This is a genomic window from Prevotella sp. (assembly GCF_036570325.1).
In the GTDB taxonomy this organism is placed as follows: Bacteria; Bacteroidota; Bacteroidia; order Bacteroidales; family Bacteroidaceae; genus Prevotella.
Genome location: NZ_DATCYK010000056.1, coordinates 133,466 through 160,456 on the forward strand (window position 1 = coordinate 133,466; position 26,991 = coordinate 160,456).

Genomic DNA, 26,991 nt, shown 5'->3' on the forward strand with positions numbered 1-26,991 from the left:
TTATTTTTCGATTAAAAGTTTGCCCATACAAACTCTAAGGGAATCTACCCAATAGGGGATAGTGATATTGAATGTTTGCTTTATTTTTGTCTTGTCTAATACGGAGTAGGCCGGTCGTTTTACCGGACTTGGGAACTCACTGCTGTGGCATGGCTGAATATCGCATGAAGTAAGATTGGCTAACGACGCTATTATTTTGGCAAAATCGAACCATGAGCATGCGCCTTCATTGGAGAAATGGTAGATACCGGAGTTGCCTTTGAACTTCCGTGTTTCGATAATATGGAGTATGGCTGCGGCCAAATCGCCTGCGTAGGTGGGAGTTCCTACTTGGTCAAAGACAACCTTCAGTTGAGGCTTGCTGCTGATAAGATGGAGCATTGTCTTGACAAAATTCTTGCCAAATTCGGAGTACAGCCATGCGGTACGGATGATGATGTGCTCTACTCCGGTGGCTTGAATCTTTTGTTCGCCTAACAGCTTCGTGCGTCCATAGGCTCCCGTGGGCGTGCCTGTTTGGCTTTCGGTGCATGGTTCGTTATAAGCGTCGCCGCCAAAAACGTAGTCTGTGCTGATATGAATGAGCAAGCCTTCGACTTCTTTCATGGCGATGGCCAAGTTCTCCGGGGCGGTGGCATTGAGCGTTTCTACAATCTCACCCGCCGTTTCCGCGGCGTCAACATTGGTCCAAGCCGCGCAATTGATGATACATTCTATCTGATGGGCTTTTACGCATTGGCGTATGTCGTCGAGTTTCGTAATATCCAGCTTCTGATAATCGCCGATAACGTCTGTGAATAGGTAGGTATCTTTACTCTTGGCTGCGGCTATTTGTATTTCATTACCAAGTTGCCCATTGGCTCCGGTTACTAATATATTCATAGGCGTGGTGGCTATTCGTCGCCGAAATCGAGGCCTTCATCACGGTCTTTGATATAATAATCGCTCAAAAGCCCGATGAAAGTCGTTATTTCTTTGATGGCGTGCGATGTGTCGGGAGTGATTTCTTTCTTTTGTAATTTCAGCAGCATGACCCCGTAGAGAGCGTCGAAGCATGTCTCAACTTCCGACTCGTTTTCGGCTTGCGCGTTCTCTTCTTCGGTTCTGCTCCTTCTGTTTTTCCCTCTTAATTCTACTACAAAGGGTAGAACTTTATAATAAGCGGCGCTGTAGAATGGGAATTTTGAGGAACGGAGAAGCCGGGCGTGTAAGTCAAGAAGATCTTTCATCAGAATCTCATTGATATTGAGGTGCCCGTATTCTCTTTTGCCCTCTTCATTCATCATTCGGACTAAATTGCCGTACCAGTCAATCATTTCATCCTTTTGTTCAGGCGTATAGTCGAAGCGATCGATATATTGCTTCCTGATAGCCGGCATGTAGCAGTCGTAAGCTCTAATGAGATCTTCTATTTGCCACATATAAAGCAAGTATTCCGCAATAGATTTCTTTCTGAGTTCTTGCGCTATATACATGATAATAAAATGCTATTTAGAGAATTTAGAATTCCGGTAAATGGTAAAGGTTGAAAGCTGTTCCAAATAAAACAACTAACGAGAAGATGATAACAAGGCTACCAATTACTTTATTGATAATTAAAATTCCGTTATCATCGAATTTGCCTCGAATCTTGTCAACGAGCCATGTCAGGCCAAACCACCACAGAAGCGCGCCCGTCACAATGCTGAGAAAGCCTATAAGCATTTCCAAAGGATGGGCCGGAATGACAAAAGCAAACAAGCCATAGAGGAAAATGAATAGGAACATGATCATGGGATTGGAGAATGTCACCAAGAAAGCGGTCAGCCCATTGTGGAACAATGTGCCCTTGGTATTTCCGCTACGGTGCATTTTCTTAGTGGGATTGCTTCTGAAGCAATAGACTCCGAAGAGTAAAAGAATGATACTACTGGAAAGCTGAATAAGGAATTTGTAACTTGGATTTGAGATAAATTCGAGCATGAAACTCATTCCAAGTCCGGTCAGGAGGGCGTAAATAAAATCGCTGAAAGCGGCGCCGACCCCTGTAACAAAACCATACCAACGCCCTTTATTGAGTGTGCGTTGAACACAGAGTACGCCAACTGGTCCCATCGGTGCTGAAGCGATGATACCGATTAGTATTCCCTTCAGGATCAAATCAATAATGTCTATATGAAGTTGAAATGGCATAACTCGTGCAAAATTACGGAGTTTAGTTGGAATATCAAAATAAATCCCTAAAAAAGAAGATGGCACTCCGTAAAGTACCATCTTCATTTTTAGGGATTTAGATAAATCTTAAATTAAATGTCCCAGCCTACTGCGCTGGCACCCAATACGGCTGCGGAGCTACCCTCTAAGCCGCTGATGAGGAATTTGGGCTTGCCTTTGAAAATCTTGAGGACATGCTCATTGTAGCTGCGTTTGATGGGTTCCATCAGTAAATCGCCGGCTTTTGTGAGGCCACCGAAGAAAATAAAGGCTTCGGGAGAGGAGAAAGCAGCGAAGTCCGCGCATGCTTCACCAAGCATTTCGCCGGTAAACTCATAAATATCTTTGGCCAACTTGTCGCCTTTGCCAGCAGCTATGCTGACATCTAAACTTGTAATTTCTTCGGGTTTAAGGTCACGCAGGAGGGAAGGTTCTTGAGTGGTGTTCAATTTCTCACGGGCTGTACGGGCAACACCTGTAGCGGAGCAATAAGCCTCTAAGCAGCCGGAGCGTCCACAACCACAGCTTCTACCGTTTTCTCTTCTCATGATAACGTGACCAAGTTCGCCGGCAAAGCCGTCGCAGCCATAAAGTAGTTGGCCATTGACAACGATACCTGAACCAACGCCGGTGCCAAGAGTAATAACGATGAAGTTCTTCATACCGCGGGCTACACCGTAAATCATTTCGCCGATGGCAGCGGCATTGGCATCATTGGTAAGTGCTACTGGTATGCCAAGTTTTTTGCTGAACAAATCTGCCAAAGGTACAATTCCGTTGTGACCCCAGCTCAAGTTGGGCGCGAATTCGATGGTGCCTTTATAGAAGTTGCCATTGGGGGCACCAATACCCATGGCCTTTATTTTTTCGATACCACCAACTTGGTCGATAATAATCTGCAGTGCGTCAACGGCAGCTGTGACATAATCATCTACATTATCATATCCTTGTGTCTTGATAGCGGTAGTAGCTTTGATTTCGCCTCTGCTGTCTACAATGCCAAACACGGAGTTGGTACCACCAAGGTCCAAACCGATTACATACGGTTTCATAGTGTCTTCTGAATTCATGCTTTTATGTTTTATAGTTATTTTTAAAGATTTTCTTCACGCAAAGATAAATTAAAAGCATGGAATTGCAAAACAAATTATATTATATTTGCTATTCGGCACTGAAGTCTGCCACCATTTTGCGGTACATACTGTACATTCTGGTGCGTGAAACATAACCTTGGAGCTGTTGATTGACGTCTACAACGGGGAGAAAATTGCTGTTGGTGCTTTCAAATTTTCTCATGACATCTATCATCTTATCATTGATTCCAAGGGTTGCTTTTACCGGGGTCATGATCTGACTCACGGTGAATCGGTTGTATAATTCCGACCTGAACATGATGTGTCGTATCTTTGTGATGTCGATTTCTCCTAACAATGTGCCTGCGTGATCTTGAACCGGGAGAAAACTTGTGTGGCTTTTGCTGATGACATTAATGAGTTTTCCTAATGGTAAATCGGGGTCTAATGACTCGTATTGTCTGTCGATAATACTCTCAAGGCTCATCAGTGTAAGGATGGCACTGTCGGTATGATGGGTGATTAATTTTCCAGCTCGGGCCAAACGCATACCATATATGCTGTGTGGTTCAAAAATATTGATGGTCAGATATGCGCAGATGCAGACTATCATAAGCGGCATAAACAGTTGGTATCCTCCCGTAAGTTCAGCGATAAGGAACATACCTGTTAATGGCGCGTGCATCACTCCGGCCATCACTCCGGCCATGCCCATCAGGGTAAAGTTCTTCTCCGGTATATACAATCCTATCTGATTCATGTTCCATATACGGGCAAAGAAGAATCCCGCAAAGCCGCCGATAAAGAGGCTCGGCGCAAATGTTCCGCCGCATCCTCCGGCACCATTGGTGGCCGATGTCGCGAAAACTTTGGTCAACAGAACCAATCCGATGTAGAGAACAAGCAAATTCTGATTGCCGGCAAAGAGAGAGTTGTTCATTACTTTCCCCCAATCATTGATGGTGTTTCCATTAAGAAGGATGTTCACTGCGCTGTATCCTTCGCCATAGAGTGAAGGGAAAAGGAATATAAGTGTGCTAAGTACTAATCCGCCGACGATGAGTTTACCGTATGGATGATTGTTCATGCGAGCAAAAAGGTTCTCGCAAACGGTCATGGAACGCATGAAATACAAACTTACAAAACCACAAAATACACCTAATAAGATACAAGCCGGTGTACGCTCCAGCACCCAACTATTATCTAAATGGAAAGTAAATAAACTATTATTTCCTGCAAAGATATAAGTAAAACCCGTGGCCGTGACGCATGAAATAAGGATAGGAAGCAGCGAGGCCATCGTAAGGTCTACCATCAAAACCTCTAATGTGAAGACCAATCCGGCAATAGGGGCCTTGAATATGCCTGCAATGGCTGCGGCGGCTCCGCATCCTACAAGCCAAATAAGTTGTCGGTTATCCATGCCAAACAGCTTTCCTAAATTAGAACCGATGGCGCTACCCGTTAAGACGATTGGCGCTTCGGCTCCTACAGAGCCACCACAGCCGATGGTTATTCCTGACGCTATGACGCTCGACCAGCAGTTATGTCCTTTGAGTTTGGCTTGCTTGGCTGATATGGCATATAGTACCCGTGTGATACCATGGGAGATATTATCTTTTACAATGTGGCGAACAAAAAGTGAAGTTAGCCAAATGCCCAATACCGGGAATAGTAAATAAAGCCAGTTAAAGGTAGTGGAATCAAATCCGGAAGTAAGGATATACTGGATTTCTTTAATAATAATATGAAGAATATAGCCTGCCACTGAGGCAAAGAACCCTATGACAAAAGCAAGGATGAGGATGGCCTGCCGGTCCGACAAGTGGTCCTCTCTCCATTGAATGATCTTTTCTTTAGTCAATGTTTATTTCCTAATAATGGTTACTTCTCCGTTCTCTGTTAGTTTGATGATACTGCTGGGGGTGTGAGGCTTGTGCTCCTGACGTCGACTCCAGCAGATATAGTCAACCGCTTGCAGTATTTCCTCACTGATGTCACCGTAATTGGAAGCCGCCGGTTGCCCACTGATGTTGGCGCTGGTACTGACAATCGCTTTCTGGAAGCGGCGGCATAACTCGTTTGAAAATGGTTCCTTGGTTATGCGAAGCGCTATGCTTCCATCTTCCGCGATAAGGTTGGGGGCCAAATTTACGGCGTTATCCAAGATGACGGTAGTGGGTTTGACGGCAGCGTCAAGCAGATCCCATGCGACGTTAGGCACATTCCTTACATATCGCTGGAGGCGTGCGTCGCTGTCAACCAAGCAGATTAGCGCTTTTGAATCGTCGCGTTGCTTGATTTTATAAACCTTGGCAACTGCATCAGGATTAGTTGCGTCACAGCCAATACCCCAAACGGTATCGGTAGGGTAAAGGATAACTCCACCGTTTTTCATGCACTCAACGGCATTCTTTATATCGTCTTCTTGTTTCATTTCGTAAATAATATAATCGCAAATATACGTCTATTTTATGAGAAAGCAAAATCTAAGGATGAATCCTTTATTTATTCTTACTTTTCTTTCCATTGATAAAGTCGATGGCATTCAAGCGCTTCTTTCCGGTAGGTTGGATGATATTAATTTCCAACCATTGGTCTGAGCAAGCAGCAAACAGCCTCTTTCCTTCAATTATTAAAGTGCCCGGTTTTTCCGAGCAAGGTTTTTCGGTCAGGGCTGTTTCATATATTTTGGTGATGTTTAATGCTTCCGCAGAATTTTCTGTGCCATCAATTAAGTTTAAGGAGTCAGACCATGCGCCCGGAATCGGACTTAATCCTCGTACGAAATCGTGCACTTTTTTAGCGGGCTGGTCCCAATTTAATTGGCAAGTTTCCTTGAAGATCTTAGGTGCAGATTTCAGTTGTGAAGCGTCTAAGGCTCGTTCCTGAATGACTGCGGTTTGGTCTATAGCATTCAATTGCCCATCAGTCTCGATAATTTGGTCAATCGTTTCCACCGCGGCTTCTGCGCCGAGCTCCATCAGTCCGTCATATACGTATTCTACGTTAGCGTCAGTTGGAATCGCAAATTCTTTTTGTAGAATAATCCGACCTGTATCTATTTGGTGGTCTAAGAAGAAAGTTGTCACACCGGTTTTCTGCTCTCCATTGATAATGGCCCAATTAATGGGGGCTGCGCCACGGTATTGTGGCAGGAGCGCTGCGTGTACATTGAAAGTTCCATATTTAGGCATTGACCAAACAATTTCAGGAAGCATGCGGAATGCTACGACCACCTGAAGATCTGCTTTATAGCTTTTGAGCTCTTCAATAAATACCGGATCTTTCATCTTTTCAGGCTGAAGGACGGGCAGTTGATGTGCCAGCGCATACTGTTTTACTTGCGATGGCTGCACATGGTCCTGATGTCTGCCTACCGGTTTGTCAGGTTGTGTTACAACAGCCACTACATTATATCCTTCAGTTACTAATTTGTCGAGTGTGCCAACGGCAAACTCGGGCGTGCCCATAAATACGATTCTTAGATCCGTTTTTCTCATTCAGTTTTGAATTAATTAAGAGAAAAACGGAAATTCTTTTTAGAATTTCCGCTTACTATATGATTGGTGATCCCGTTGGGATTCAAACCCAAGACCTTCAGAACCGGAATCTGACGCTCTATTCAGCTAAGCTACGGGACCAATAACGCATGCAAATTTACAATAAAATTATAGATTGACCAAACAGAAAGTTATCAATTTTATTGAAAAGGAACTGTGCTGCTATTATTTTTATCGGTGCCTTATATTATAATAAGGTGTAATTAAAATAGCTTAATACCATTTTACAGTGTTAGTGGTCTCACTCCTCTTATCATATTTGAGAGCGTCGGTCAATGTGCTGGCATTGCAGCGGAATGTGAAGTTGTAGCTGGTATAAGGCGCTAATGCAATTTCACAACTCATGTTAAAGCAATGTAAATCACGTTGTAAGCTGGCTGTTGTCAAACTCATGGCATGGCGTTCGAAATCATAACCTGAGCGCATAGTAATATTCCAGCCGTCACTGATACGTATGTTACCATTGATATTCAATGTATGGATTAACTTATAAGGATAGCGCATGGTTTTTTTATTGAACTTTTCTTTAGTTAAGTCCTCGGTCAACGTTATACCATAGCCAAATGTCAGTGACCAAGGCATGGAGAACTTCATGAAGCCATCTTGGTCGGTTTCGGCTTTTCCACCACTCGCTTTTTTCTTTGCAGTATGAGGATTGGCCAAATCCTCATCGATATTGCTCTCTATATCCGTATCAATACCATCTTCATCCTTTATTCTCTTTCGAGAATCTTTGTCGTTATCTTCACCACCGTTGAAAAGTTTGCGAATCTTCTCAGGTGTGAGGGTGTAGTCTATTCGTTGTGACATTCCCAAAAAACGTCCGAATTTTCCCATTCCCCAATAGGTTCGATTGCCAACATAAGGGTTTCCTTCCTTGTCAAGATCATAAGCGTAGCTGGCAAATTGGGCGTCCATGTTGAATTCGTAATTTTTCCACCATTTCAAGCGGAGCTTAACAAATAAATCGCTCAAGGGTTTTACTTTTGCAGCCATATTGTATGACATGCTTAAGTTTAGCTCGTCTATGATAGACTTTTTCTTATAACCGGTAGAGTCATCATCTGACTTTACCTTCATTTCTATTTTGTTACCCAGTGAAAAATTAAGGTTACCGCTCTTTCCTCTGCCCGGAATTCCATATAGTCCGTTTTGGAAAGGAGAATATTCTACCAACTCTGTCGAGCCATCTCTTTTTGTTCTTAGGTAAGAATCATAATATCCATATTTGTGAGAGCCAAAGTCGGGAGCGTAAGTGAATCCTATTGATGGTGTGATGACGTGGCGAATAGCTTGGATCTTATCTCCAAATATCTTTTTGCTTGGCGTGTAAAATACGTAAACCGTCGTGTTTGCGGTTAGGCTAAGATTCCAGTCATACACGTTATGAAAACCGTAGGTTGTGTCGGCAACTTCGGTCTGTGTCATTTTATTCCATGACCGCTTAACTTTATTGGTGTACATGCGGTCGGTGAAGTTGAACGAAGGTGTCAAATTGATATAGTTCAACACGGAGAAATTTGCACTGATGGGAATATTGTGTCGCATTCCATTTTTCCAATCTTTAATCAGGTTGGAATGGAGTATTTTGTCTTCTTTGGTTGAGATTGAGTTGCTCAGTTGTCCCGTATAACTCATGGAAATCTTCTCATACCACCTCTCTTTGCCTGTCGCATATCTGCGTTTGAAGGGATAGAACTTTGATAAAGATATATTGAGGTCGGGGAGCGACATGGATATGGTTGAGTCTGCCGTATTTTGCGAAACGTTAGCCGTGGAACTGAGGGACAGTCCGATGCTTGAGAACATTGTGCTCCAGCTGACAGATGAAGTGCGGGTTGATTGTGAACGCAACTGCGGGTTGTAAAAACTCGTGAGGTTGTTGCGCTCATAGTTGGATGAGGTATAGTTCACGCTGGCAGCGAAGTTACTGAAAGGATTGGCTTTTTGGTCCTGTCTATGGCTCCACTGAATCTTAAAACTCTTTTGTTTAGAGTAGTCGGGCAGTCCTTTGTCGCCGGTACGTGTGTCTTGAAAACTTGCAGAGATTTTTCCACTATAGCGGTAACGTTTGCGATAGTTGCTGGCTACGCTTACGCCCCATGAGCCCTTGGTATAGATTTCGCCTATTAATTTTAGGTCCCATTTGTCATTTATCGCAAAATAGTAGCCTCCATCACGAAGATAGAAGCCACGAGAACTCTCGTCGCCATAGGTAGGCATGATAAGACCACTTGAGTAACTTTTAGTGAAAGGGAAGAAGCCATAAGGAATGGCCAACGGCAGTGGAACATCGGCCACAACCAAATAGGCAGGGCCGAAAACAACATCTTTGCCCGGTCTTACCTTAGCTCTTGAAAGTGCGATGTAAAAGTCCGGATGTTCGGCGTCGCACGTTGTATAGCGTCCATGCTGCAGGTAAACCTCTCCTTTGTCGTTGCGTTTCGAAATTTCGCTGCGCAAAAAGCCGTCTTCCTGCTGTGTATAAACATTTCGTATCAGGCCTTTCTTGGTCTTAAAGTTGAAGGCCATCGTGTCGCTCTCGTAGGAATCGGCACCCATTTGGAATACGGGAGTACCCGAAAGCGTTGTTTTTGTAGAGTCGGCATAGATACCTGTCGCATGAACAATATTGCTGTCAAGGCTCATGTATATCTTTTCGCTCTTCAGGTCCATGTCCGTATATTTTACATTTGACGAACCATAGAGGTGGGCCGTCTTGCTCAATGCGTTGTAAATCATGGAGTCAGTGGCCGCAAAGACCACGGGCGCTTCAATGCCGGTGGATTTTTTGCGGTTGAGCGAGTCCAAACGGATAGAATCATCTATCTGTTTGTTATGATGGTAGATGGCCAATTGCAACGAATCCATTTTCGTTGTGTCAACGGCAACCGTGCCTGCGGAGTCTTTCTTAAGGGAATCATTCGTTGTCAACGAATCAGTGATAGGCTTCTTTTTCGATGATTTGAAAAGAGGCATATTGACACTGGCCATGACATAGGCAACGACCATGAACAGCAGGACTGTAAATGTTTTCCTTCTCATGTGAGATACAAAATTAATAAAAAGATGATATACCCTTGTTCTTTTCGATAAGATTTAGATTAAATCATTACTTTTTTAACTTTTCTATTCAAACATTTTTATCCATTTGTCAAAGCGTTTCAGCCCCTCCTCGCTGAATTTCAAAAGGCTGTTCCGGGCTTGGTCAATGGTCTTCGTGCGCTCCAAGTGGCTCTTGCTGAAGAATTTATCGGCATAGCAGATAATCTGTTCCTCAATGGTCTCGGGCAAGTAGTCGGCCGAAGGCAAAGGCAACTGTCGGTCTTCGATGTCGGTACGGGTTATGCCTGTACCCGTATGGCGTTCGCATACACGGGCATAGCGTTCCTCAATGCCCAACTCCCGTAAGGTACGGGCGCCCATGATGCCGTGTTGTATGTAGGGTTTGTCGCCATGACAGCAGATACCCGGCGCGTCGCAGAACTTGATTCCGATGTCGTGGAGCATGGCTGCGTTGATGATAAAATCCCGATTGGCTTTCAATTCGGGGTGTAAAGAAACAATCTGTAGCGATTTGATCGCTACAGATTGACTATGTTGCAGGAGGATACGGCGTAAGTCGGTATCCTCCGGATAGCAGTGTCTGAAAACTTCCCTCCATATCATGTGGGGAGTATCAGTGTTATTCTTCATTTCTCTGGATGTAGGCTATCACGTCACCCTTGTTGACTTTGGTGCCTTGCTTGGCGTTGATTTCAACGAGTTGGCCACCCAATGCGGCGGGAATCATTTCAAATTCACCCCAAGGAGTGCAGATGTAGCAGAACGCGTCACCCTCTTTGTATTCCTTGCCGATGAAAGGTTCTACCGCAGCCACGGCTTCGGCGTCGCCTTGGAACTCCCAGAATATCTGACCTTTCACGGGCGCTACGATGGCGTCGGCTTTGGCATGCTTGAAGGCTGTGGCCTCTTCTAAGCTGATTTTGGCACCGAACTTGGCGTCTTTAGCTTTCTGTAAGTCGGCTAAGAAATTCTTTTTGGCTTGTCCGCTCTTGTAGTTACGATACTGCTCGGGGTGCATGGCAAGCTCGAAGAGTTCTTCGTTGTCCTGACCATAATCCCAGCCGTTCTCGTCCATTTCTTTCTTGAAATCATCCAAGGCGTTGGGGAGAAGCGTGTGAGGATCGGCGTCGGTGAACTCACGGCCCTGCTTTTCAGCCAGTTCGATGAGCTCGGGAGCGATGGTTCCGGGTATTTTTCCACTCTTACCGAGAATCATACCCCACATTGACTCGTCCATCATGACGAAGCGACCCTTGCCCTGCTCCATGGTGAGGAGGTTCATCAAGGCAATGTTCTTGGTGTATTGGCTGAACGGAGTTACCAATGGAGGATAGCCTACACGTGGCCATACATACTCTACTTCGTTGAAAAGGTTAACGAGCATGTCGTCCATTGACAGTTCTTCCTCACCCTTCTTCTTGCGTAGGTTGTTGATGGTTTGGTGAATACCGCCTAAGTCTGCCATCATACTTCCCATCATACCGCCGGGCAGACCTGAGCCAAGCAGCAGTGAAGACATGATCTTGTTGGAAGGATTGATGAAGTAGCCAAGCCATTCATCGATGAATTCTTGTGTCAGCGCACGGGCTTTCATGTAGGCGTTCATATTGATTTCGGGCACATCGAAGCCTTCGTTCTTCAGCATGCTCAGCACGGAAATGATGTCCGGATGAACCTTACCCCATGACAAGGGTTCGATGGCTGTGTCGATAATATCGGCGCCATTGTTGCACACCTCCAAGATAGAGGCCATGGAGAGACCCGGACCTGAATGGCCATGATACTCAATGAGAATCTCAGGGTGTTTGTCCTTGATGGCTTTGGTGAGCTGTCCCAAGAGGGCGGGCTGTCCAATACCGGCCATGTCTTTCAGACAGATTTCCTCGGCGCCGGCCTCAATCAGTTGGTCGGCTATCTTTGTGTAATATTCCAAAGTGTGGATAGGCGAAGTGGTGATGCACAGTGTTCCTTGTGCGGTCATGCCGGCTTCCTTGGCCCACTTGATGGAAGGAATAATATTGCGGACGTCGTTCAAACCGTCGAAAATACGGGTGATATTGGTACCTTGCGCGTGCTTAACCTTGTACATCAGCTGACGGACATCATCAGGCACCGGATACATGCGGAGCGCGTTCAAACCGCGGTCGAGCATGTGTGTCTTTATGCCGGCCTCGTTGAGCGGTTTGCAGAAAGCACGTACGGCTTCGTTGGGATTCTCACCGGCCAGAAGGTTTACTTGCTCAAAGGCTCCACCGTTGGTCTCAACGCGTGCAAAGCAACCCATTTCGATGAAGATGGGCGCGATACGTTCGAGCTGATCCTTGCGGGGCTGGAACTTACCGGAGCTCTGCCACATATCTCGATAGACGAGACTGAACTGAATTTTTTTCTTCATATCTATATAAGAAATTAGTGATCTGTAAAAAATATATTACTCATTCTTCAGTAATAACTGAATTGCAAAATTATATAAAAAAATCGAATAACGCCTTCCTGCCTTTATTTTTTAGTGTTTTTTGATTAATATAATACAATGTCGGATTTGGCAGGGCGGTGATTAATTCGTACATTTGCAGCTGTTAATTTACACGTTCATGCAAATATGAAGCCAAAATTGATATGTATTTTTTCTTTGGTTGCCCTGCTTTTGTTTTCCTGCAACCGTGAACAGAATAAGCTTGATCGTATGAAGGCTGATGGTAAAAGCTTCGAGGAAATGCGTCTGAAGGGCGATAGTACCGTCTATGGATTGGCTTGTGAGGGTTCCAATGACTCTGTTGTGATTCTTCTACCAACCGATGGAAGCGATCCGATACGCTATAATTGCTACGAAGCGTCCCAAAATCATAAGGTCATGGGCAAGCTCTCGGTAGGCGATTGGATAGGTGTGGTTCTTAACAAGGAAGATCCTCGTAAGGCAGATTTGGTGGTTGACATCGACGAACTCAAGGGAATATGGTGTTATGTGGTCATGCCGAAGATGCGGGATTGGGAAAACATGGGCAAAACTTTGCAGCGTCGGCTCGAGAATAGCCTTTCAGACTCGGTAAAGGCCACCTACATGATACCACGGGAATATGGCTTTTGGATGAAGCGCAATTGGGAATGTCAGAGCGTGGGCTACGTGAGCGAGGCCAGCTCGTTGGAGGATGAGAGCCCGGTAGTTTATCCGCAGCTTGGCTATTTCACGGAGTGGCGTATTTGGAACGGTAAACTTATCGTGATAAGTGGTAACCCCGTCATTTCCAAAACGGATAATAAGATTGTCGTTACCGACTTGTTTCGTGACACATGTGACATAGATTATCTTGGTCCCGATTCGTTGGTATTGACGGATCGATGGGGAACGCGAAGCTATTATCGAAAGAACGATATCAATGATGTTAATGTAAAAGCCAAGAAAATAGCCGCGGAATTGAAGGAAAAGGCCTTCCGAGCCACTACTTCCGATAAGTAACGACCGTTTTATCGTCGTATAAAAAGAGTGCCCTATATCAGCAAGTAACTCGCTGATATAGGGTATTTTGTTTGCTTTTGTGGAGGAGTGGGGGAGCCGGAGTGGAGACCTTGTTTTCCGAGAGTGCCCTTTTGAGGCGGTAAGAGCTGTGCTTTGGCCTTGTAAAAGCTGCCTTTTGATAATCTCAAAAGGCAGCTTTTATAATGCTGTATTCTCATGGGGATGGGGTGTTTTTTAGAGTGTGATGTTTTTATAGAGTTGTGATGATAAATACATCGCAAGCGATATACTTTTAAAAATGCTTAAAATGAGAATACTATCGCTTGCGATATAAATTCTTTGTGCTATATTTGCACCGTCAAATAAAGATAAAAGTAAAAAACAGAAAAATATTAATTTGGCGCTTGGGTGACCATCGCCATAAAACAAATAAGCATTATGAGTACAGTTTACGATTTCAAGGTGTTAGATAAAAAAGGTGTAGAAGTAAGTCTGTCTGATTACAAAGGCAAGGTGCTTTTGGTAGTTAATACGGCTACCGGTTGCGGATTTACTCCCCAATATGAAGAACTTGAGGGCATGTATGGCCGTTTGAAAGAAAAGGGCTTTGAGGTATTGGATATTCCTTGCAACCAGTTTGGTAATCAGGCTCCCGGCAGTGATGAGGAAATCTCAGAGTTCTGCACCGTAAAATTTGGTGTTGACTTCCCGCAGTTCAAGAAGAGCGACGTGAATGGTGCCAACGAATTGCCCCTTTATACTTGGCTGAAGAGCGAAAAAGGTTTTAACGGTTTCGACAAAGATAACAAGCTGACTCCCATTTTGGAGGAGATGTTTGACAAGTCGGGTGCCGATTGGCGTAACAGCAGTGATATTAAGTGGAACTTCACCAAATTCCTGATTGACCGTGAAGGCAAGGTTGTAGCCCGCTTTGAGCCGACCCACGACATGGCCGATGTTGAGGCACAAGCTGCTACCCTGCTCTAAGCAGATAAGTATTTCCCGTTTCGTAATATATAATAAGGTGAACATTGTGAGCACAATCCTTTGTTCACCTTTGTTTTTGGATAACAGATACATGAATTATGGCTACCGAACAACTGAAACTTCGTAACCAACTTTGTTTTCGGCTTTACACGGCCAGTCGGCTGATAACCCAGAGTTATGAGCCTTATCTCAAGCCGTTGGGCATTACCTATACGCAGTATTTGGTGTTGCTTGTGCTGTGGGAGCACGACGAGCAGCCGGTGAATGACATCGGTAAAAAGCTCTTGTTGGGTATCAATACTATTTCGCCGCTCATAAAACGGATGGAGAAAATGGGCTTGGTGGCCCGTCATGGCAGTGAGAGCGATAAGCGTCAGCAGTATGTTTACCTGACTGTCAAAGGAAGGAACTTGAGGAAAAAGGCCGCCGCTATTCCGGGCTGCCTGCTTGATAACTTCGGGGAGTGTGGCATAGATACGGAGAATTTGCTTGCTATCATTCCGACGCTGGATGCGATGATTGGCGGTTTGTCACAAAAAGACAAGGATATTTAAAAGCCGCCGTATTGGTTATGGCATGGCTATATATTTATTTTAAAAGAAGAAAAACGGCTTGTCGGTCGGGCTATATGCTGGCCTGAAAAGAGTCAAAAAGTATTTGCCGGCAAGATATTGTTCATTTAAAATAAGAAGCGGGTAGACTTGTTGAAGTCTACCCGCTTTCTTTTTATATCGCAATACATATAGAATTGCTGACTGTTGGTTTGGGTATTAGCGCCCCATGTTGTGATTCATGAACCGGTGTTCGGCCAGCTTTTCATACTTGGTGCCGGGCTGCCCGTAGTTGGCATAGGGGTAAATACTGATTCCTCCGCGTGGAGTGAAGATACCGATTACCTCTATATACTTGGGTGCCATGAGCCGAATTAAATCTTTCATGATGATATTCACACAGTCTTCGTGGAAGTCGCCGTGGTTACGGAAGCTGAAAAGGTAGAGCTTGAGGCTCTTGCTTTCAACCATTTTCTCGGCCGGGATGTAGCTTATTTTGATTTCTGCGAAGTCGGGTTGCCCTGTGATGGGGCATAGGGAGGTGAATTCAGGGCAGTTGAACTGAACCCAGTAATCATTCCCCATGTGCTTGTTATTGAAGGTTTCCAAAACCTCGGGGGCGTAATCCATGCGGTATTGCGTTTTTGCGCCAAGGGCTTGAAGACCTTCTTCTGTTCTGTTGTCAGACATAGCTGTTTATAATTGGAATATTTTTAAGACGTTATAGCTGATTCCTTCGTCATATACATCTTCGCCCTCATGTGCTTTCAGTGCCCTGACAACACGGATGGTTACGGGTAGGGCGATGATTTCGTAAAGCGTTTTGAGGATGACTTGTCCTATCATCATGCCGGGTAATGCTTCCCAAGGCACGACGCCTCCCAAGGCCAAGGGGAAGAAGATAATGCTGTCGGCGCTCTCTCCGAAGATTGTACTGAGGATGGCGCGGGCGGAGAAACGACGCTGTCCATCGCGTAATTTCATCTTACTCATGACGTAGGCGTTGATGAAACTGCCGATTAGGAAGGCGATGAAGGAGGCTGCGGCTATGCGGGGAGCCAGTCCGAAGATGGCATGAAAACCTTCCTGATTGGTCCAATAGGGGGCTCCGGGGATAGCATCGCAAATGGCTCCGACGGTTACGAGGAAGAAATTCATCGCAAAACCGGTCCATATAAGCAGCCGGGCTTTGCGATAGCCCCATACTTCGCACACGCAGTCATTGATGATGTAAGATACCGGAAATACGATCAAGCCTCCGGTTAAACTGATAGGTCCTGCCGCAATTTGCTTTGTTTCTAAGAGGTTTGCCGCAATAAGGCAGACGCAGAAGAGTATACTGAAAAGCATGAACAGTACACTCACGGTTTGTTTTTGTTGTTTCATTTTCTTGTTTTTAACGAGGTTTACCAAGCACTCTTTCCCTTGTTTTTTAAGAGGTTTCAAGAACTCTGACTTGTTTTTAAAGAGGTATCAAGCACTCTATATGTTAATTTGCGGGTACAAAATTACAAAAACTATTTTGTACCCGCAACCTAATTGTGGCTTTTTAGGCCTATACCATGGAGATAAGGTATCCTACGTAGCCGGAGAATCCAATAACGAGAAGGGCGCCTTCCCAGCGTTGGATGGTGTATTTTGTGAAAGAAAATAACCACAGCAGAATCATTGAGACGATGAGCATGGTCATGTCTAATGTGGTGATATTTTCCAAGTGCATAGGCGAAACAAGGCCTGTTGCGCCCAAAATAAAGAGGATGTTAAAGACGTTAGAGCCTAATACGTTGCCTATAGCTATGCCACTGTTGCCTTTACGTGCGGCAACAATGCTGGTAGCCAGCTCCGGCATGGAGGTGCCTCCTGCCACAATGGTAAGTCCTATGACCGCGTCGCTCACGCCAAGGGTCTTGGCTACGTCCGTGGCTGATTCAACAAAGTAGTTGGAACCTAAGATAAGAGCGGTCAATCCAAACAGAATGAAGCCGATAGCTTTCCACATGTTCATTGGTTTAACGCTGTCGTCGCTGGAAGCTACCACCTTAATAGCGTTTACTTTTGCACCTTTGAGGGTGAAAAACATAAAGAGGATGAACATGGCAAACATGATAGTGGCGTCAATTCGTGAGATTTCGCCATCAGTGCTCATAAGAAATAATATGACGGAAGCTACAAGGGCAAAGGGTATATCCTTTCTGACGGTTGTCTCGAGAATGGTCATCGGAGCAACAAGCGCGGCACAACCTACGATGAGCATGGCGTTAAAAATGTTGGAACCAACCACATTGCCCACGGCTAAATCACTTGTTCCTTTCAGTGCGGAGATAAGAGAAACACTGAACTCGGGCATGGATGTACCCATGGCAACAATCGTCAGGCCTATCACTATTTGAGGCATTCCTATGCGTTCGGCAATACCTACCGAACCTTCAGTCAATTTATCGGCACCATAGATTACGATGGCGATACTGGCTATAATAATAAGTATATTTATAATCATGGCTGCAAAGGTAAAGTGTAGCCACAGAATGGGAAGAATATTATTTGTAAAAAGATATTAAATTCGTAGGAAAAGAGAAAAATAAATTGGGATAATTCAAACTTTTCTTTACCTTTGCACCCGCTTTCTGAAAGGAAAGTCAAAATGGGCAAGTCTCATACGGCCAGCTCCCTCGGAATCCCCCAGGATGGGAACATAGCAAGGGTACTTGGTTGTAGCGGCGCGATATGAATCGCTTGCCCACCCGCCTCTTTAGCTCAGTTGGCCAGAGCACGTGATTTGTAATCTCGGGGTCGTTGGTTCGAATCCGACAAGAGGCTCAAAGACAATCAGCAGTTTGTTGGTTGTCTTTTTTGTTTTTCGTACTTAATGTATAGTGTATCGTTGCGGATGCGTTATATAATAGTTGGGAAAAAGGCTTTTACTTACAAAATGATTACGATTTCTTTTCGGAATGAAATATAAATTGTATTTTTGCAGCATTGATAAAATAACCCATTAAAATTGTATGAGATGAAAACACGAAGCTTTCTTGTGGTTTTAGGATTGGCCATGGTATCGGCGTTATCTGCGCAGACGAAGTGGTTTAATCCAATGAATGGTGACGTGCCGGCGGTGTTTGGTCGGGCGTGGAATGTAGAAAACGGTAAAAACTATAGCAGGCTGCCGAATAGGATGAAGGGTGATGTTCCCAAAAAAGTATGGGGACTTTCTCGGAACAGCAGTGGCTTGTCGGTCAAGTTTGTGACCGGTTCCAAGAATATATATGTAAGGTATGGATTGGCCGGAGCTGCCAATTTGCACAATATGTCAGACCTTAATTCGTCCGGAGTTGACTTGTATGCTGTATTCAATAATGGCCGTCATCATTGGGTTTCCAATCATCTTAATTATCATTTTGGTAAATCTGCCAAGGATACCTTGCAGGTTGTATTTAAGAATTTGAGCGTTAAAGCCGATATGGAGTATGAGCTTTACTTGCCTAATTATAATACGGTGGAATGGCTTGAGGTGGGAATCGATGGTGACGCGGAGCTGAAGTTTAAGTCTCCGAATCAGACTATAGAGAAGCCGATAGTTGTTTATGGTAGCAGCATTATCCAAGGAGCGTCGCCTTCACGTCCGGGATTGTCTATCACGAATATTGCGTCTCGAGCATTGCGTAAGCCTTTTGTGAATCTTGGATTCTCGGGTAATTGCTACATGGAACCTGAAATGTTTAAGGTGTTGGGCGAGATAGATGCGCAGGCCTATGTAATAGATCCGATTCCTAATTCTTGGAAATTTGAGGGAGAGGTGGTTCATGATCGTGTTAAGGCTGGTGTGAAATATCTGCGTGAAAGATGCAAGACGCCGATATTGCTGGTTGAAAACCACAAATTGAGCGATAGCGTTATGCACGGCAAACTTTACAAACCTTATAAGCGTGGTAACGACGCTTTGAGAGCTGCTTATAAAGAATTGAAGAGTGAAGGAGTCGAAAATCTCTATCTGTTGACACAAGATAATCTTGACTTAACGGAAGATGGAATGATAGAAGGAGTGCATCCTAACGACATAGGTTCCCTGATATATGCACGTGCTTACACCAAAGCGTTGAGAACGATTGTAGGAACGAAGATAATAGCACACAGAGGTTATTGGGATACTGTGGGCAGTGCGCAGAATTCTATAGCCGCTTTGATGAAAGCGGACAGCATTCATACGTATGGTTCTGAGTTTGATATTCATATCTCAGCTGACGGAAAATTGGTGGTTAATCATGACGATGCGGTGGGTGATATTGTAATTGAGGAGGCAAAATGGAAAGATCTTGTTGACCAAAAATTGATAAACGGTGAGCGTCTTCCATTGCTCCATGAGTATTTGGCGGCAGGAAAGAATTGTACGACTCGACTGATACTTGAAATCAAAAAGCACAAGTCGGCTAAGCGTGAAGACCGTTGCGTAGATGAAGCTTTGAAAGCAGTAAAGGCTGCGGGACTTGTAGATCGTGTTGATTATATCTCTTTCAGTAAACGTGTTTGCCAACGATTGGCCCAAAAGATGAAAGGTGCTAATATCGCGTATTTGGAGGGTGACGCTACACCGGACGAAGTAAAGTCGTGGGGCTGTAATGGTATTGATTATCCACATAAGGTCTTGAGACAGCACCCCGAGTGGATTCGCCGTTGCCATGAATTAGGTATGACGGTGAATGTATGGACCGTGAATAAGCCAAAGGACATTAAGCATTTCATTGAAGCAGGTGTTGATTTCATTACAACCAATAATCCGGTAGAGGGCCTTCGCCAAATTGGGAAGATTGCGGAGCCGGAATAAGGTAAAAAATATGATTTTTGAATAAGATAAAAAAGCAATGGAAATGATTCCATTGCTTTTTTTGTAAACATAGTTTTTGTTCGGATTGTTTTTTTATGTACATTTGCAAGTATAACCATTTTATGTATTAAATATATGGATCTTATAGAAAGATTTATCAATTACACAAAATTCGATACACAATCGAGCGAAGACTCAGAGAGTGTACCCAGTACGGCAAAGCAATTGGAGTTTGCCAAATATCTTGCAAAAGAACTTGAAAATGAGGGATTAAGCGATGTAGAAATGGACGAAATGGGCTATATTTACGCTACATTGAAGTCGAATACAAAAAAGAAAACTCCTACAATAGGTTTTATTTCACATTATGATACCAGCCCCGATGCGAGTGGCAAGGATGTAAAGGCTCGTGTTATTCACAATTATGACGGTCAGGACATCGTGTTAAGTCCCGGTGTTATCTCAAGCACGGCGAAGTTTCCGGAGTTGAAGGAGCACATTGGAGAAGACTTGATTGTGACCGATGGTACAACCTTATTGGGCGCTGATGACAAGGCCGGCATAGCGGAGATAGTGCAGGCAATGTGTTATTTGCGCGATCATGATGAGATAAAGCATGGCGATATTCGTGTAGGCTTTAATCCGGATGAAGAGATTGGTATGGGCGCACATCATTTTAATGTAGAAAAGTTTGGATGTGATTGGGCCTATACGATGGACGGTGGTGATGAAGGTGATTTGGAATATGAGAATTTCAATGCCGCAGGCGCTAAGGTATATATAAAAGGTGTCAGTGTTCATACGGGCTATGCCAAGGGTAAAATGGTAAATGCGAATCGGTTGGCTTGCGAGTTTAATGCGATGATTCCTGAAAACGAGATACCAGAAGCTACGGAAGGCTACGAAGGTTTTTACCATTTGCTCAACATAGACAGCCGCACTGAAGAGGCTAAGCTAAGCTATATCATCCGTGATCATGACCGGGAGAAGTTCGAGGCACGCAAAGATTTCATGCAAGACTGCGTAAAGCAGATGAATGAAAAGTACGGTGAAGGAACCGTGCGCATAGATATGAAGGACCAATACTATAATATGAAAGAAAAGATTGATCCTAACATGCACGTGATAGACATTGTGTTGCGGGCTATGCAAGAGAGTGGCGTCGCTCCGAAGGTAGAGCCTATCCGCGGAGGTACGGACGGTGCACAGCTTAGTTTCAAGGGACTTCCTTGCCCCAACATATTTGCCGGAGGTGTGAATTTCCACGGTCCACATGAGTTTGTAAGTGTCCAAGTGATGGAGAAAGCCGTAAAGGTGATTACGAAAATATGTGAGATTACCGGAAATTTTGAAGATTAATGATTAGAGACCTTGCTTTAATATTGATTGTAGCGGGCATTACTACAATCATTTTTAAAAAAATGCGTCAACCCTTAGTTTTAGGTTATATTGTGGCGGGATTTCTTGTCTCGCCACACATGCCTTATACGATGTCCGTGGTTGACGAAGCCAATATCCATTCTTGGGCTGATATAGGTGTTATGTTTACACTGTTCAGCTTAGGATTGGATTTTTCTTTTAAGAAGATTTTGAAGATGGGAGCTTCCCCCATCATATCAACCGTTATCATAGTCTTTTGCATGATGATAGCCGGCGTGAGCGTCGGACATCTTTTTGGATGGTCAAAGATGGACTGCATCTTCTTAGGTGGTATGCTGGCCATGAGCTCCACGACGATTATCTACAAGGCTTTTGATGATTTGGGGCTTAGACAACAACAGTTTGCCGGTAGGGTCATGAGCGTTCTTATCCTTGAGGATATATTGGCAATTGTGATGATGGTTATGCTAAGTGCTATCGCCACGGGCAATGCCAATGGTGGAGCCATGCTGGAATCGATTGTTAAAATAGTCTTCTTCTTGGTGTTATGGCTGGTTGTAGGCATTTATGCCATCCCGATGTTCCTTAGGTCTGTCCGTGGTGTTATTAACAATGAAACCATGCTGATCGTAGCTTTGGGCTTGTGTTGTGCCATGGCCGTGTTCTCCACGGAGGTTGGTTTCAGCGAGGCTTTTGGTGCTTTCATCATGGGAAGCATATTGGCTGAAACCGTGGAAGCGGAGCGAATCGTGAAGTTAGTGGAGCCGGTGAAGAATCTGTTTGGTGCCATTTTCTTCGTGTCTGTCGGTATGTTGGTCGATCCGAAAATCATAGTGGAGTACGCATTTCCTATCTTTATTTTGATTTTGACGATAGTCTTAGGGCAGGCTATCTTTGGAACGATGGCCTTCATGCTGGCGGGTGAGTCATTGAAATCTGCTATGAAGTGTGGATTCTCCATGGCCCAAATCGGTGAATTCAGCTTTATTATCGCCTCGGTAGGCTTGGCCTTAGGCGTTATCGGTGACTTTCTTTACCCGGTGGTTGTGGCGGTGAGTGTTATCACAACCTTTCTTACGCCCTATATGATAAAGCTGGCAAGTCCCGCCTATAACCGATTGGAGCGACATTTGCCCTACAAGTTGATTCATTGGCTCAACAGTATGCAAATGATTCATCCTAACACTACCCAGCTACATAAGTGGAAACAATTGTTGACCCAAATGCTGTTGAATACGGTGGTATATGGAATCCTTTCAGCCGCAGTCATCACAATCATGTTTACTTTCGTACTTCCGATAGCTCGTAAACTTATGCCCGGGTGGACGCTTCATTGGTATGCCAATGCCATTACGGGGATATTGACTATTGTGCTTATCGCTCCTTTCCTGCGGGCAATGGTCATGAAAAAGAACCATAGCGAGGAGTTTAAACGCCTTTGGATAGAGAGCAATTACAACAGACCGCCCCTGCTGTTTACCATTTTGGTAAGGTTTATGATAGCCTTGGCCTTTATTTTTTATATCATCAACTATCTTACTCGTTTCACAAATGCCCTGATTATCTGTATCGGAGCTGTTATCGTGGGGCTTATCATCCTTTCTCGTATCACTAAGAAAAGGAGTATTCAAATGGAACGCCAGTTCATGCTTAATTTGAGATCGAGAGATATTCAGGCCCAAGTGAAAGGTATAAAGAAACCACTTTACGAGGGGCATTTATTGGATCGTGACATTCATATCGGCAATTTTGAGCTGCCCGAAAATTCCTCGTGGGCCGGTAGAAAACTCGCCGATTTACAAATGCGCAATCGTTTCGGTGTTCATTTGAGCAGCATTCTGCGCGGTGCCCAGCGAATCAATATCCCTAATGGTGAAACTATTTTGTTTCCCGGCGACCAATTACAAGTTATCGGTAACGATGAACAGTTGAAACATTTTGGTGATAGCATAGAGGCCGAACTCATACCGGAGGACATCGAGATAGAGAAAAGGGAAATGAAACTGCGCCAAATCGTCATTACCGGCCGAAGCCGTTTCATGGGTAAAACGCTGGAAGAGAGCGGTATTCGTGATGAGTATGATTGCATGGTCGTCGGAGTAGAGGAAGGGCAAGAGAACCTAACGATGATAGACCCGATGAGAAAGTTTGAGAAGGGGGATATAATTTGGGTGGTAGGTGAGGCCGATTCCTTGAAACGATTGTCATTGGCGGCCTCGGTCATGCAACCCGAATCTTAAAGTTGAGTAAGTATTAAGGTGAATTTTCTATCTAATTGTGCAAATAATTGCCTTTATAGTTGTCTGTTTGATAGAAACAATATAATTTTGTTGTGTATTTGTAAACATACATTAGAAATCTCACATGAGTAAATTGATTAAACCAAAGGGGTATAGGCCCCTGCTTGATATGCGGCAGACGGAGCAAGGAATAAAACTTATAAAGGAGTTTTTCCAGCAGAATCTGTCAACCGAACTTAGGCTGCGCCGAGTTACAGCCCCCTTGTTTGTACTGAAAGGCTTAGGTATCAATGATGATTTAAATGGGGTGGAGCGGGCTGTAACGTTTCCCATTAAAGATTTGAACGACGCTAAAGCCGAGGTGGTACATTCTTTGGCAAAGTGGAAAAGGCTTACTTTGGCCGAGTATCAGATAGAACCGGGATATGGCGTATATACCGACATGAATGCCATCCGGGCCGATGAAGAGCTTGATAATTTGCATTCCTTGTACGTAGACCAATGGGATTGGGAGGCCGTTATCACCAAAGAGCAGCGCAGGCTTGCATTTTTAGAGGATGTCGTAAGGCGCATTTACGCGGCAATTCGGCGCACGGAATACCTTACTTGTGAGACTTATCCGCAATTAACGCCCTTTTTACCCGAGGAAATCCATTTTATACACAGTGAGGATTTGCTGCAAATGTATCCTGACTTAACACCCAAGGAGCGTGAAGACGCTATTTGCAAAAAGTACGGCGCAGTGTTTGTGGAAGGCATTGGCGGCGTGCTCAGCAATGGTGAGAAGCACGATGGCCGTGCGCCTGACTATGATGATTGGAGCACGGTGACGGAAAACGGTAAGATGGGATTGAATGGTGACATATTAATATGGTATCCGGTGTTGGAACGTTCCTTTGAATTGAGTTCCATGGGTATTCGTGTTGACGAGAAGAGTCTTGTGCGTCAGCTTGAGATAGAACATGAAGAAGAACGCGAAAAATTATTCTTCCATCAACAACTTCTTCAAGGACGCTTGCCACTTTGTATCGGTGGCGGTATCGGTCAAAGCCGTTTGTGTATGGTCTTGCTCCAAAAAGCGCATATCGGAGAGATACAAGCAAGTATCTGGCCCGAGGATATGAGAAAGGAATGTGAGGCCGTCGGCATGCACCTGATATAAGTTTGAGTTCGTAATCCATCATATTGCCCCGTTAGGTTTGGGAGAATAGGGTGTTTCTGATCTTGTAAATAATAATGGGTAAGGGGAATGTTTTACTTGATGAAACATTCCCCTTGTTTTGTTTCTATTCAAAGATGATTCCTTTTGTTCTATCGCCCTGCAATGTCCTATTTGTTAGTCAAATAGTTTAAAGCACGCATGTTTGGATGAAATAAGCCTATTGCAGAGAGCGTATATAACGAATTACGCACTGCTGTTTATGGGAGGTTATCGCTAAAATAAACAAGGGGAACGTGTTTATCGTTGTGTTTTATTTTCCTGAAAAATATTCTTTGAAAAAACGACCGCTGTCTGTTGAAAACATGAAAGTTGCCCTTTGATGTCATGAAAGCATAGCTCTTGGCGTCCCAAAGCAGTGCTTTGACCAACCCAAAGAGTAGCTTTGGCAATCCAACGGATGGGAATTGCCAAGAGTAAAAGGATAAAATGCAGGGTAAATACTTGGTATGCAATATTTTATAAAGCCAAATCCGTCGTTTCATAAAAGCTCATAAAGGCGTGGCGGATAATGGCTCGCAGGGGAGTATAAGGGCAGAATGCTGTTTGCGAAAGTGAGCAAATAGCACGCTAATGGGCATGTGAAGTGGGTAAAAAGATAGAGATTGGCGGATTGACGTGGCGGTAGACGGCTTTAAGCCAAGTCCAAATTCAGCAACGAGCGGAGTTTTTCGATGGCAGGATTTTCCTTTCTAATCTCATCGAAAACTTCACGTTTGCTAAGTAATTTGGTAAATTCCTCGCCCTTAGCAAGGCGGAAATCCAATGTCAATGCCGCGTTGTTGAGGTTGTTTGCCAGCGTAACTTTAATGCGTCCCTTTATCTGTTCTACTTGGTTGAGCAGTATTTTGTTGTCGAACACCACCTCTACGGCGGGGTATTCTGTTATTTTCGGAACGACATGTTTCAGTCTTGAAGCCAGCCCGACCATCTGTTGGGGCATGCGATTGCACATGGACATCCATTGCAGTTCAAGTTCTTCTTGTGAAAAATGGCTATCGGCTTTGTGGTCTTTTATTTCGGGTTCGCTCTGATAAGCGGGCTTTTCGGGCCCCTTACGAATGGCGTCAAAGGTAAAACCGATGCGGCCTAATTTGAATTTTGAGCTTGAGTTATCGGTATTTGCGGCCGTTGTCGGTTTGGCTTTGGGTTGTGATATTTCGGCAACCTCTTTCTTTGGAAGCGGTTGCTCGGTTGACGTGTTGTTGTCAGATGTGTTGTTACTCTCAACATTGGCCACCTGCGCTGCCTTTTTAGGTTGAGAGTTAAGAGATTGGCTGAACAGGGATTTTAATCTTTTAGGGCTGCGCCCCGCGACAGGGATGTCGTCTTCAGATTGTGTGATTTGGGCAACCTGAATTAATGTAAGCTCCACTAATAGTCGCTTGTTGCTGCTTTGTTTGTAGTTAATGTCGCATTGATTCATGATTTTCAGTGCCTGATAGAGGAACTGAACCGGGCACTTTTGGGCTTGTTCCTGATATTTTTGAGCCTGCTGTTGGCTACACTCCAATAGCGAAATCGTAATGGGATCCTTGGCCATCAGCAAGTTGCGTACATGTTGCGACAGCCCGTTAATGAGGTTGCCTCCGTCGAATCCTCTCGATAATATTCCATTCAGTAAGATCATAATGTCGCTTACTTGATTGGATAGTGAGTAATCTACTATCTTAAAGTAGTTCTCTATGTCGAGCACATTTAAGTCTTCGATTACCTTTTGGTAAGTAATATTTCCCTGACAGAAACTCGCTGCCTGATCGAAAATGGAAAGAGCGTCACGCATACCGCCATCAGCTTTCTCGGCAATCAGTTCCAATGCTTGCTCGTCATAGGTGATACCTTCCTTTTCGGCGACGCGTTTGAGGTGGTCAATCGTATTGGCTACCGTCATTCGATCGAAGTCATAAATCTGGCAACGCGATAATATGGTCGGCAAAATCTTATGCTTCTCGGTCGTGGCTAAGATGAAAATAACGTGTGCGGGGGGCTCTTCCAACGTCTTGAGAAAAGCGTTGAAAGCCGCCGTGGATAGCATGTGAACCTCGTCGATGATGAAAACCTTGTACTTGCCTACCTGCGGCGGTATTCGGGTTTGCTCCATCAGGGTCTTTATGTTCTCTACGGAGTTGTTGCTTGCGGCGTCAAGTTCAAAGATGTTAAAGGAACGTTGCTCGTTAAAAGATTTACAACTTTCGCAGTTGTTACAAGCCTCGCCGTCCTCAGTAGGCGTTTGGCAGTTGATGGCTTTGGCAAAAATACGTGCGCATGTGGTCTTACCTACGCCGCGAGGGCCGCAAAATAGGTAGGCATGAGCTAATTTTCCGCTTTTTACTGCGTTCTTAAGAGTGGTGGTAAGTGATGATTGTCCTACAACGGAATCAAAAGTCATAGGACGATATTTGCGTGCTGATACGATATATTCCATTTGTTATATTGTAATTGA

General features: G+C 44.4%; 21 protein-coding genes and 2 tRNA genes. 8 read left to right on the forward strand and 15 right to left on the reverse strand.

Annotated features, from left to right (window positions below; genetic code table 11):
- The 11 genes from rfbD to VIR50_RS04615 form a co-directional block, all read right to left on the reverse strand.
- A complete protein-coding gene (rfbD, locus tag VIR50_RS04565; protein ID WP_331933956.1) occupies window positions 1-882 on the reverse strand; it encodes a dTDP-4-dehydrorhamnose reductase in 882 nt (293 codons plus the stop codon).
- 11 nt (window positions 883-893) lie between these two features.
- Entirely contained in the window at window positions 894-1,475 is a 582-nt protein-coding gene (locus VIR50_RS04570) for a DUF4924 family protein (RefSeq protein WP_331933957.1), read from the reverse strand.
- Between the two features lie 25 nt (window positions 1,476-1,500).
- Window positions 1,501-2,172: a LysE family translocator gene (locus VIR50_RS04575; RefSeq protein WP_331933958.1), complete on the reverse strand. Its 672-nt coding sequence runs from the start codon at window positions 2,170-2,172 to the stop codon at window positions 1,501-1,503.
- Between the two features lie 113 nt (window positions 2,173-2,285).
- Window positions 2,286-3,263, reverse strand: coding sequence for an ROK family protein (locus VIR50_RS04580; RefSeq protein ID WP_331933959.1), 978 nt, complete (start codon window positions 3,261-3,263; stop codon window positions 2,286-2,288).
- A 91-nt stretch (window positions 3,264-3,354) separates the two neighbouring features.
- On the reverse strand, window positions 3,355-5,130 hold the full coding sequence (locus VIR50_RS04585) for a chloride channel protein (protein ID WP_331933960.1): 1,776 nt from the start codon (window positions 5,128-5,130) through the stop codon (window positions 3,355-3,357).
- A gap of 3 nt (window positions 5,131-5,133) precedes the next feature.
- Window positions 5,134-5,703, reverse strand: a complete 570-nt coding sequence (locus tag VIR50_RS04590; RefSeq protein WP_331933961.1) for an L-threonylcarbamoyladenylate synthase — start codon at window positions 5,701-5,703, stop codon at window positions 5,134-5,136.
- A gap of 67 nt (window positions 5,704-5,770) precedes the next feature.
- Window positions 5,771-6,769, reverse strand: a complete 999-nt coding sequence (fmt, locus tag VIR50_RS04595) for a methionyl-tRNA formyltransferase (protein WP_331933962.1) — start codon at window positions 6,767-6,769, stop codon at window positions 5,771-5,773.
- Between the two features lie 64 nt (window positions 6,770-6,833).
- Window positions 6,834-6,910 (reverse strand) — tRNA-Arg (locus VIR50_RS04600).
- Between the two features lie 132 nt (window positions 6,911-7,042).
- Window positions 7,043-9,874, reverse strand: coding sequence for a putative LPS assembly protein LptD (locus VIR50_RS04605; RefSeq protein ID WP_331933963.1), 2,832 nt, complete (start codon window positions 9,872-9,874; stop codon window positions 7,043-7,045).
- A gap of 84 nt (window positions 9,875-9,958) precedes the next feature.
- Complete coding sequence (locus VIR50_RS04610) at window positions 9,959-10,525, reverse strand: HDIG domain-containing metalloprotein (RefSeq protein WP_414703529.1); 567 nt, start codon at window positions 10,523-10,525, stop codon at window positions 9,959-9,961.
- Window positions 10,515-12,290 (reverse strand): oxaloacetate decarboxylase, encoded by a 1,776-nt coding sequence (locus tag VIR50_RS04615; RefSeq protein WP_331933964.1) that lies wholly within the window; start codon window positions 12,288-12,290, stop codon window positions 10,515-10,517. The genes VIR50_RS04610 and VIR50_RS04615 overlap by 11 nt, the downstream gene beginning before the upstream one ends.
- Before the next feature lie 207 nt (window positions 12,291-12,497).
- On the opposite strand from VIR50_RS04615, the gene VIR50_RS04620 reads away from it, so the two are divergent.
- From VIR50_RS04620 to VIR50_RS04630, 3 genes are all read left to right on the forward strand, one after another.
- Window positions 12,498-13,352, forward strand: coding sequence for a hypothetical protein (locus VIR50_RS04620; protein ID WP_331933965.1), 855 nt, complete (start codon window positions 12,498-12,500; stop codon window positions 13,350-13,352).
- Window positions 13,353-13,790: 438 nt separating this feature from the next.
- Window positions 13,791-14,339, forward strand: a complete 549-nt coding sequence (locus VIR50_RS04625; RefSeq protein WP_331933966.1) for a glutathione peroxidase — start codon at window positions 13,791-13,793, stop codon at window positions 14,337-14,339.
- Window positions 14,340-14,437: 98 nt separating this feature from the next.
- The gene (locus VIR50_RS04630; protein WP_331933967.1) at window positions 14,438-14,893 is read left to right on the forward strand and encodes a MarR family winged helix-turn-helix transcriptional regulator; all 456 of its coding nucleotides are present in this window, start codon (window positions 14,438-14,440) and stop codon (window positions 14,891-14,893) included.
- A 216-nt stretch (window positions 14,894-15,109) separates the two neighbouring features.
- Here VIR50_RS04630 and queF read toward each other — a convergent pair whose 3' ends face one another.
- From queF to VIR50_RS04645, 3 genes are all read right to left on the reverse strand, one after another.
- The gene (queF, locus tag VIR50_RS04635) at window positions 15,110-15,580 is read right to left on the reverse strand and encodes a preQ(1) synthase (RefSeq protein ID WP_331933968.1); all 471 of its coding nucleotides are present in this window, start codon (window positions 15,578-15,580) and stop codon (window positions 15,110-15,112) included.
- Window positions 15,581-15,586: 6 nt separating this feature from the next.
- Window positions 15,587-16,276 carry a queuosine precursor transporter gene (locus tag VIR50_RS04640; protein WP_331933969.1) on the reverse strand — a complete coding sequence of 230 codons (690 nt, stop codon included), beginning with the start codon at window positions 16,274-16,276 and terminating at the stop codon, window positions 15,587-15,589.
- 169 nt (window positions 16,277-16,445) lie between these two features.
- Window positions 16,446-17,387, reverse strand: a complete 942-nt coding sequence (locus VIR50_RS04645; protein WP_331933970.1) for a calcium/sodium antiporter — start codon at window positions 17,385-17,387, stop codon at window positions 16,446-16,448.
- Window positions 17,388-17,633: 246 nt separating this feature from the next.
- Here VIR50_RS04645 and VIR50_RS04650 point away from each other — a divergent pair.
- From VIR50_RS04650 to asnA, 5 genes are all read left to right on the forward strand, one after another.
- A tRNA-Thr gene (locus VIR50_RS04650) sits at window positions 17,634-17,707 on the forward strand.
- Between the two features lie 193 nt (window positions 17,708-17,900).
- Entirely contained in the window at window positions 17,901-19,709 is a 1,809-nt protein-coding gene (locus VIR50_RS04655) for an SGNH/GDSL hydrolase family protein (protein ID WP_331933971.1), read from the forward strand.
- A gap of 135 nt (window positions 19,710-19,844) precedes the next feature.
- The gene (pepT, locus tag VIR50_RS04660) at window positions 19,845-21,068 is read left to right on the forward strand and encodes a peptidase T (protein ID WP_331933972.1); all 1,224 of its coding nucleotides are present in this window, start codon (window positions 19,845-19,847) and stop codon (window positions 21,066-21,068) included.
- Window positions 21,068-23,329: a cation:proton antiporter gene (locus VIR50_RS04665; RefSeq protein WP_331933973.1), complete on the forward strand. Its 2,262-nt coding sequence runs from the start codon at window positions 21,068-21,070 to the stop codon at window positions 23,327-23,329. The genes pepT and VIR50_RS04665 overlap by 1 nt, the downstream gene beginning before the upstream one ends.
- A gap of 124 nt (window positions 23,330-23,453) precedes the next feature.
- Entirely contained in the window at window positions 23,454-24,491 is a 1,038-nt protein-coding gene (gene asnA, locus VIR50_RS04670) for an aspartate--ammonia ligase (protein ID WP_331933974.1), read from the forward strand.
- A 691-nt stretch (window positions 24,492-25,182) separates the two neighbouring features.
- Here asnA and VIR50_RS04675 read toward each other — a convergent pair.
- Complete coding sequence (locus tag VIR50_RS04675) at window positions 25,183-26,973, reverse strand: DNA polymerase III subunit gamma/tau (RefSeq protein ID WP_331933975.1); 1,791 nt, start codon at window positions 26,971-26,973, stop codon at window positions 25,183-25,185.
- Window positions 26,974-26,991: the final 18 nt, after the last annotated feature.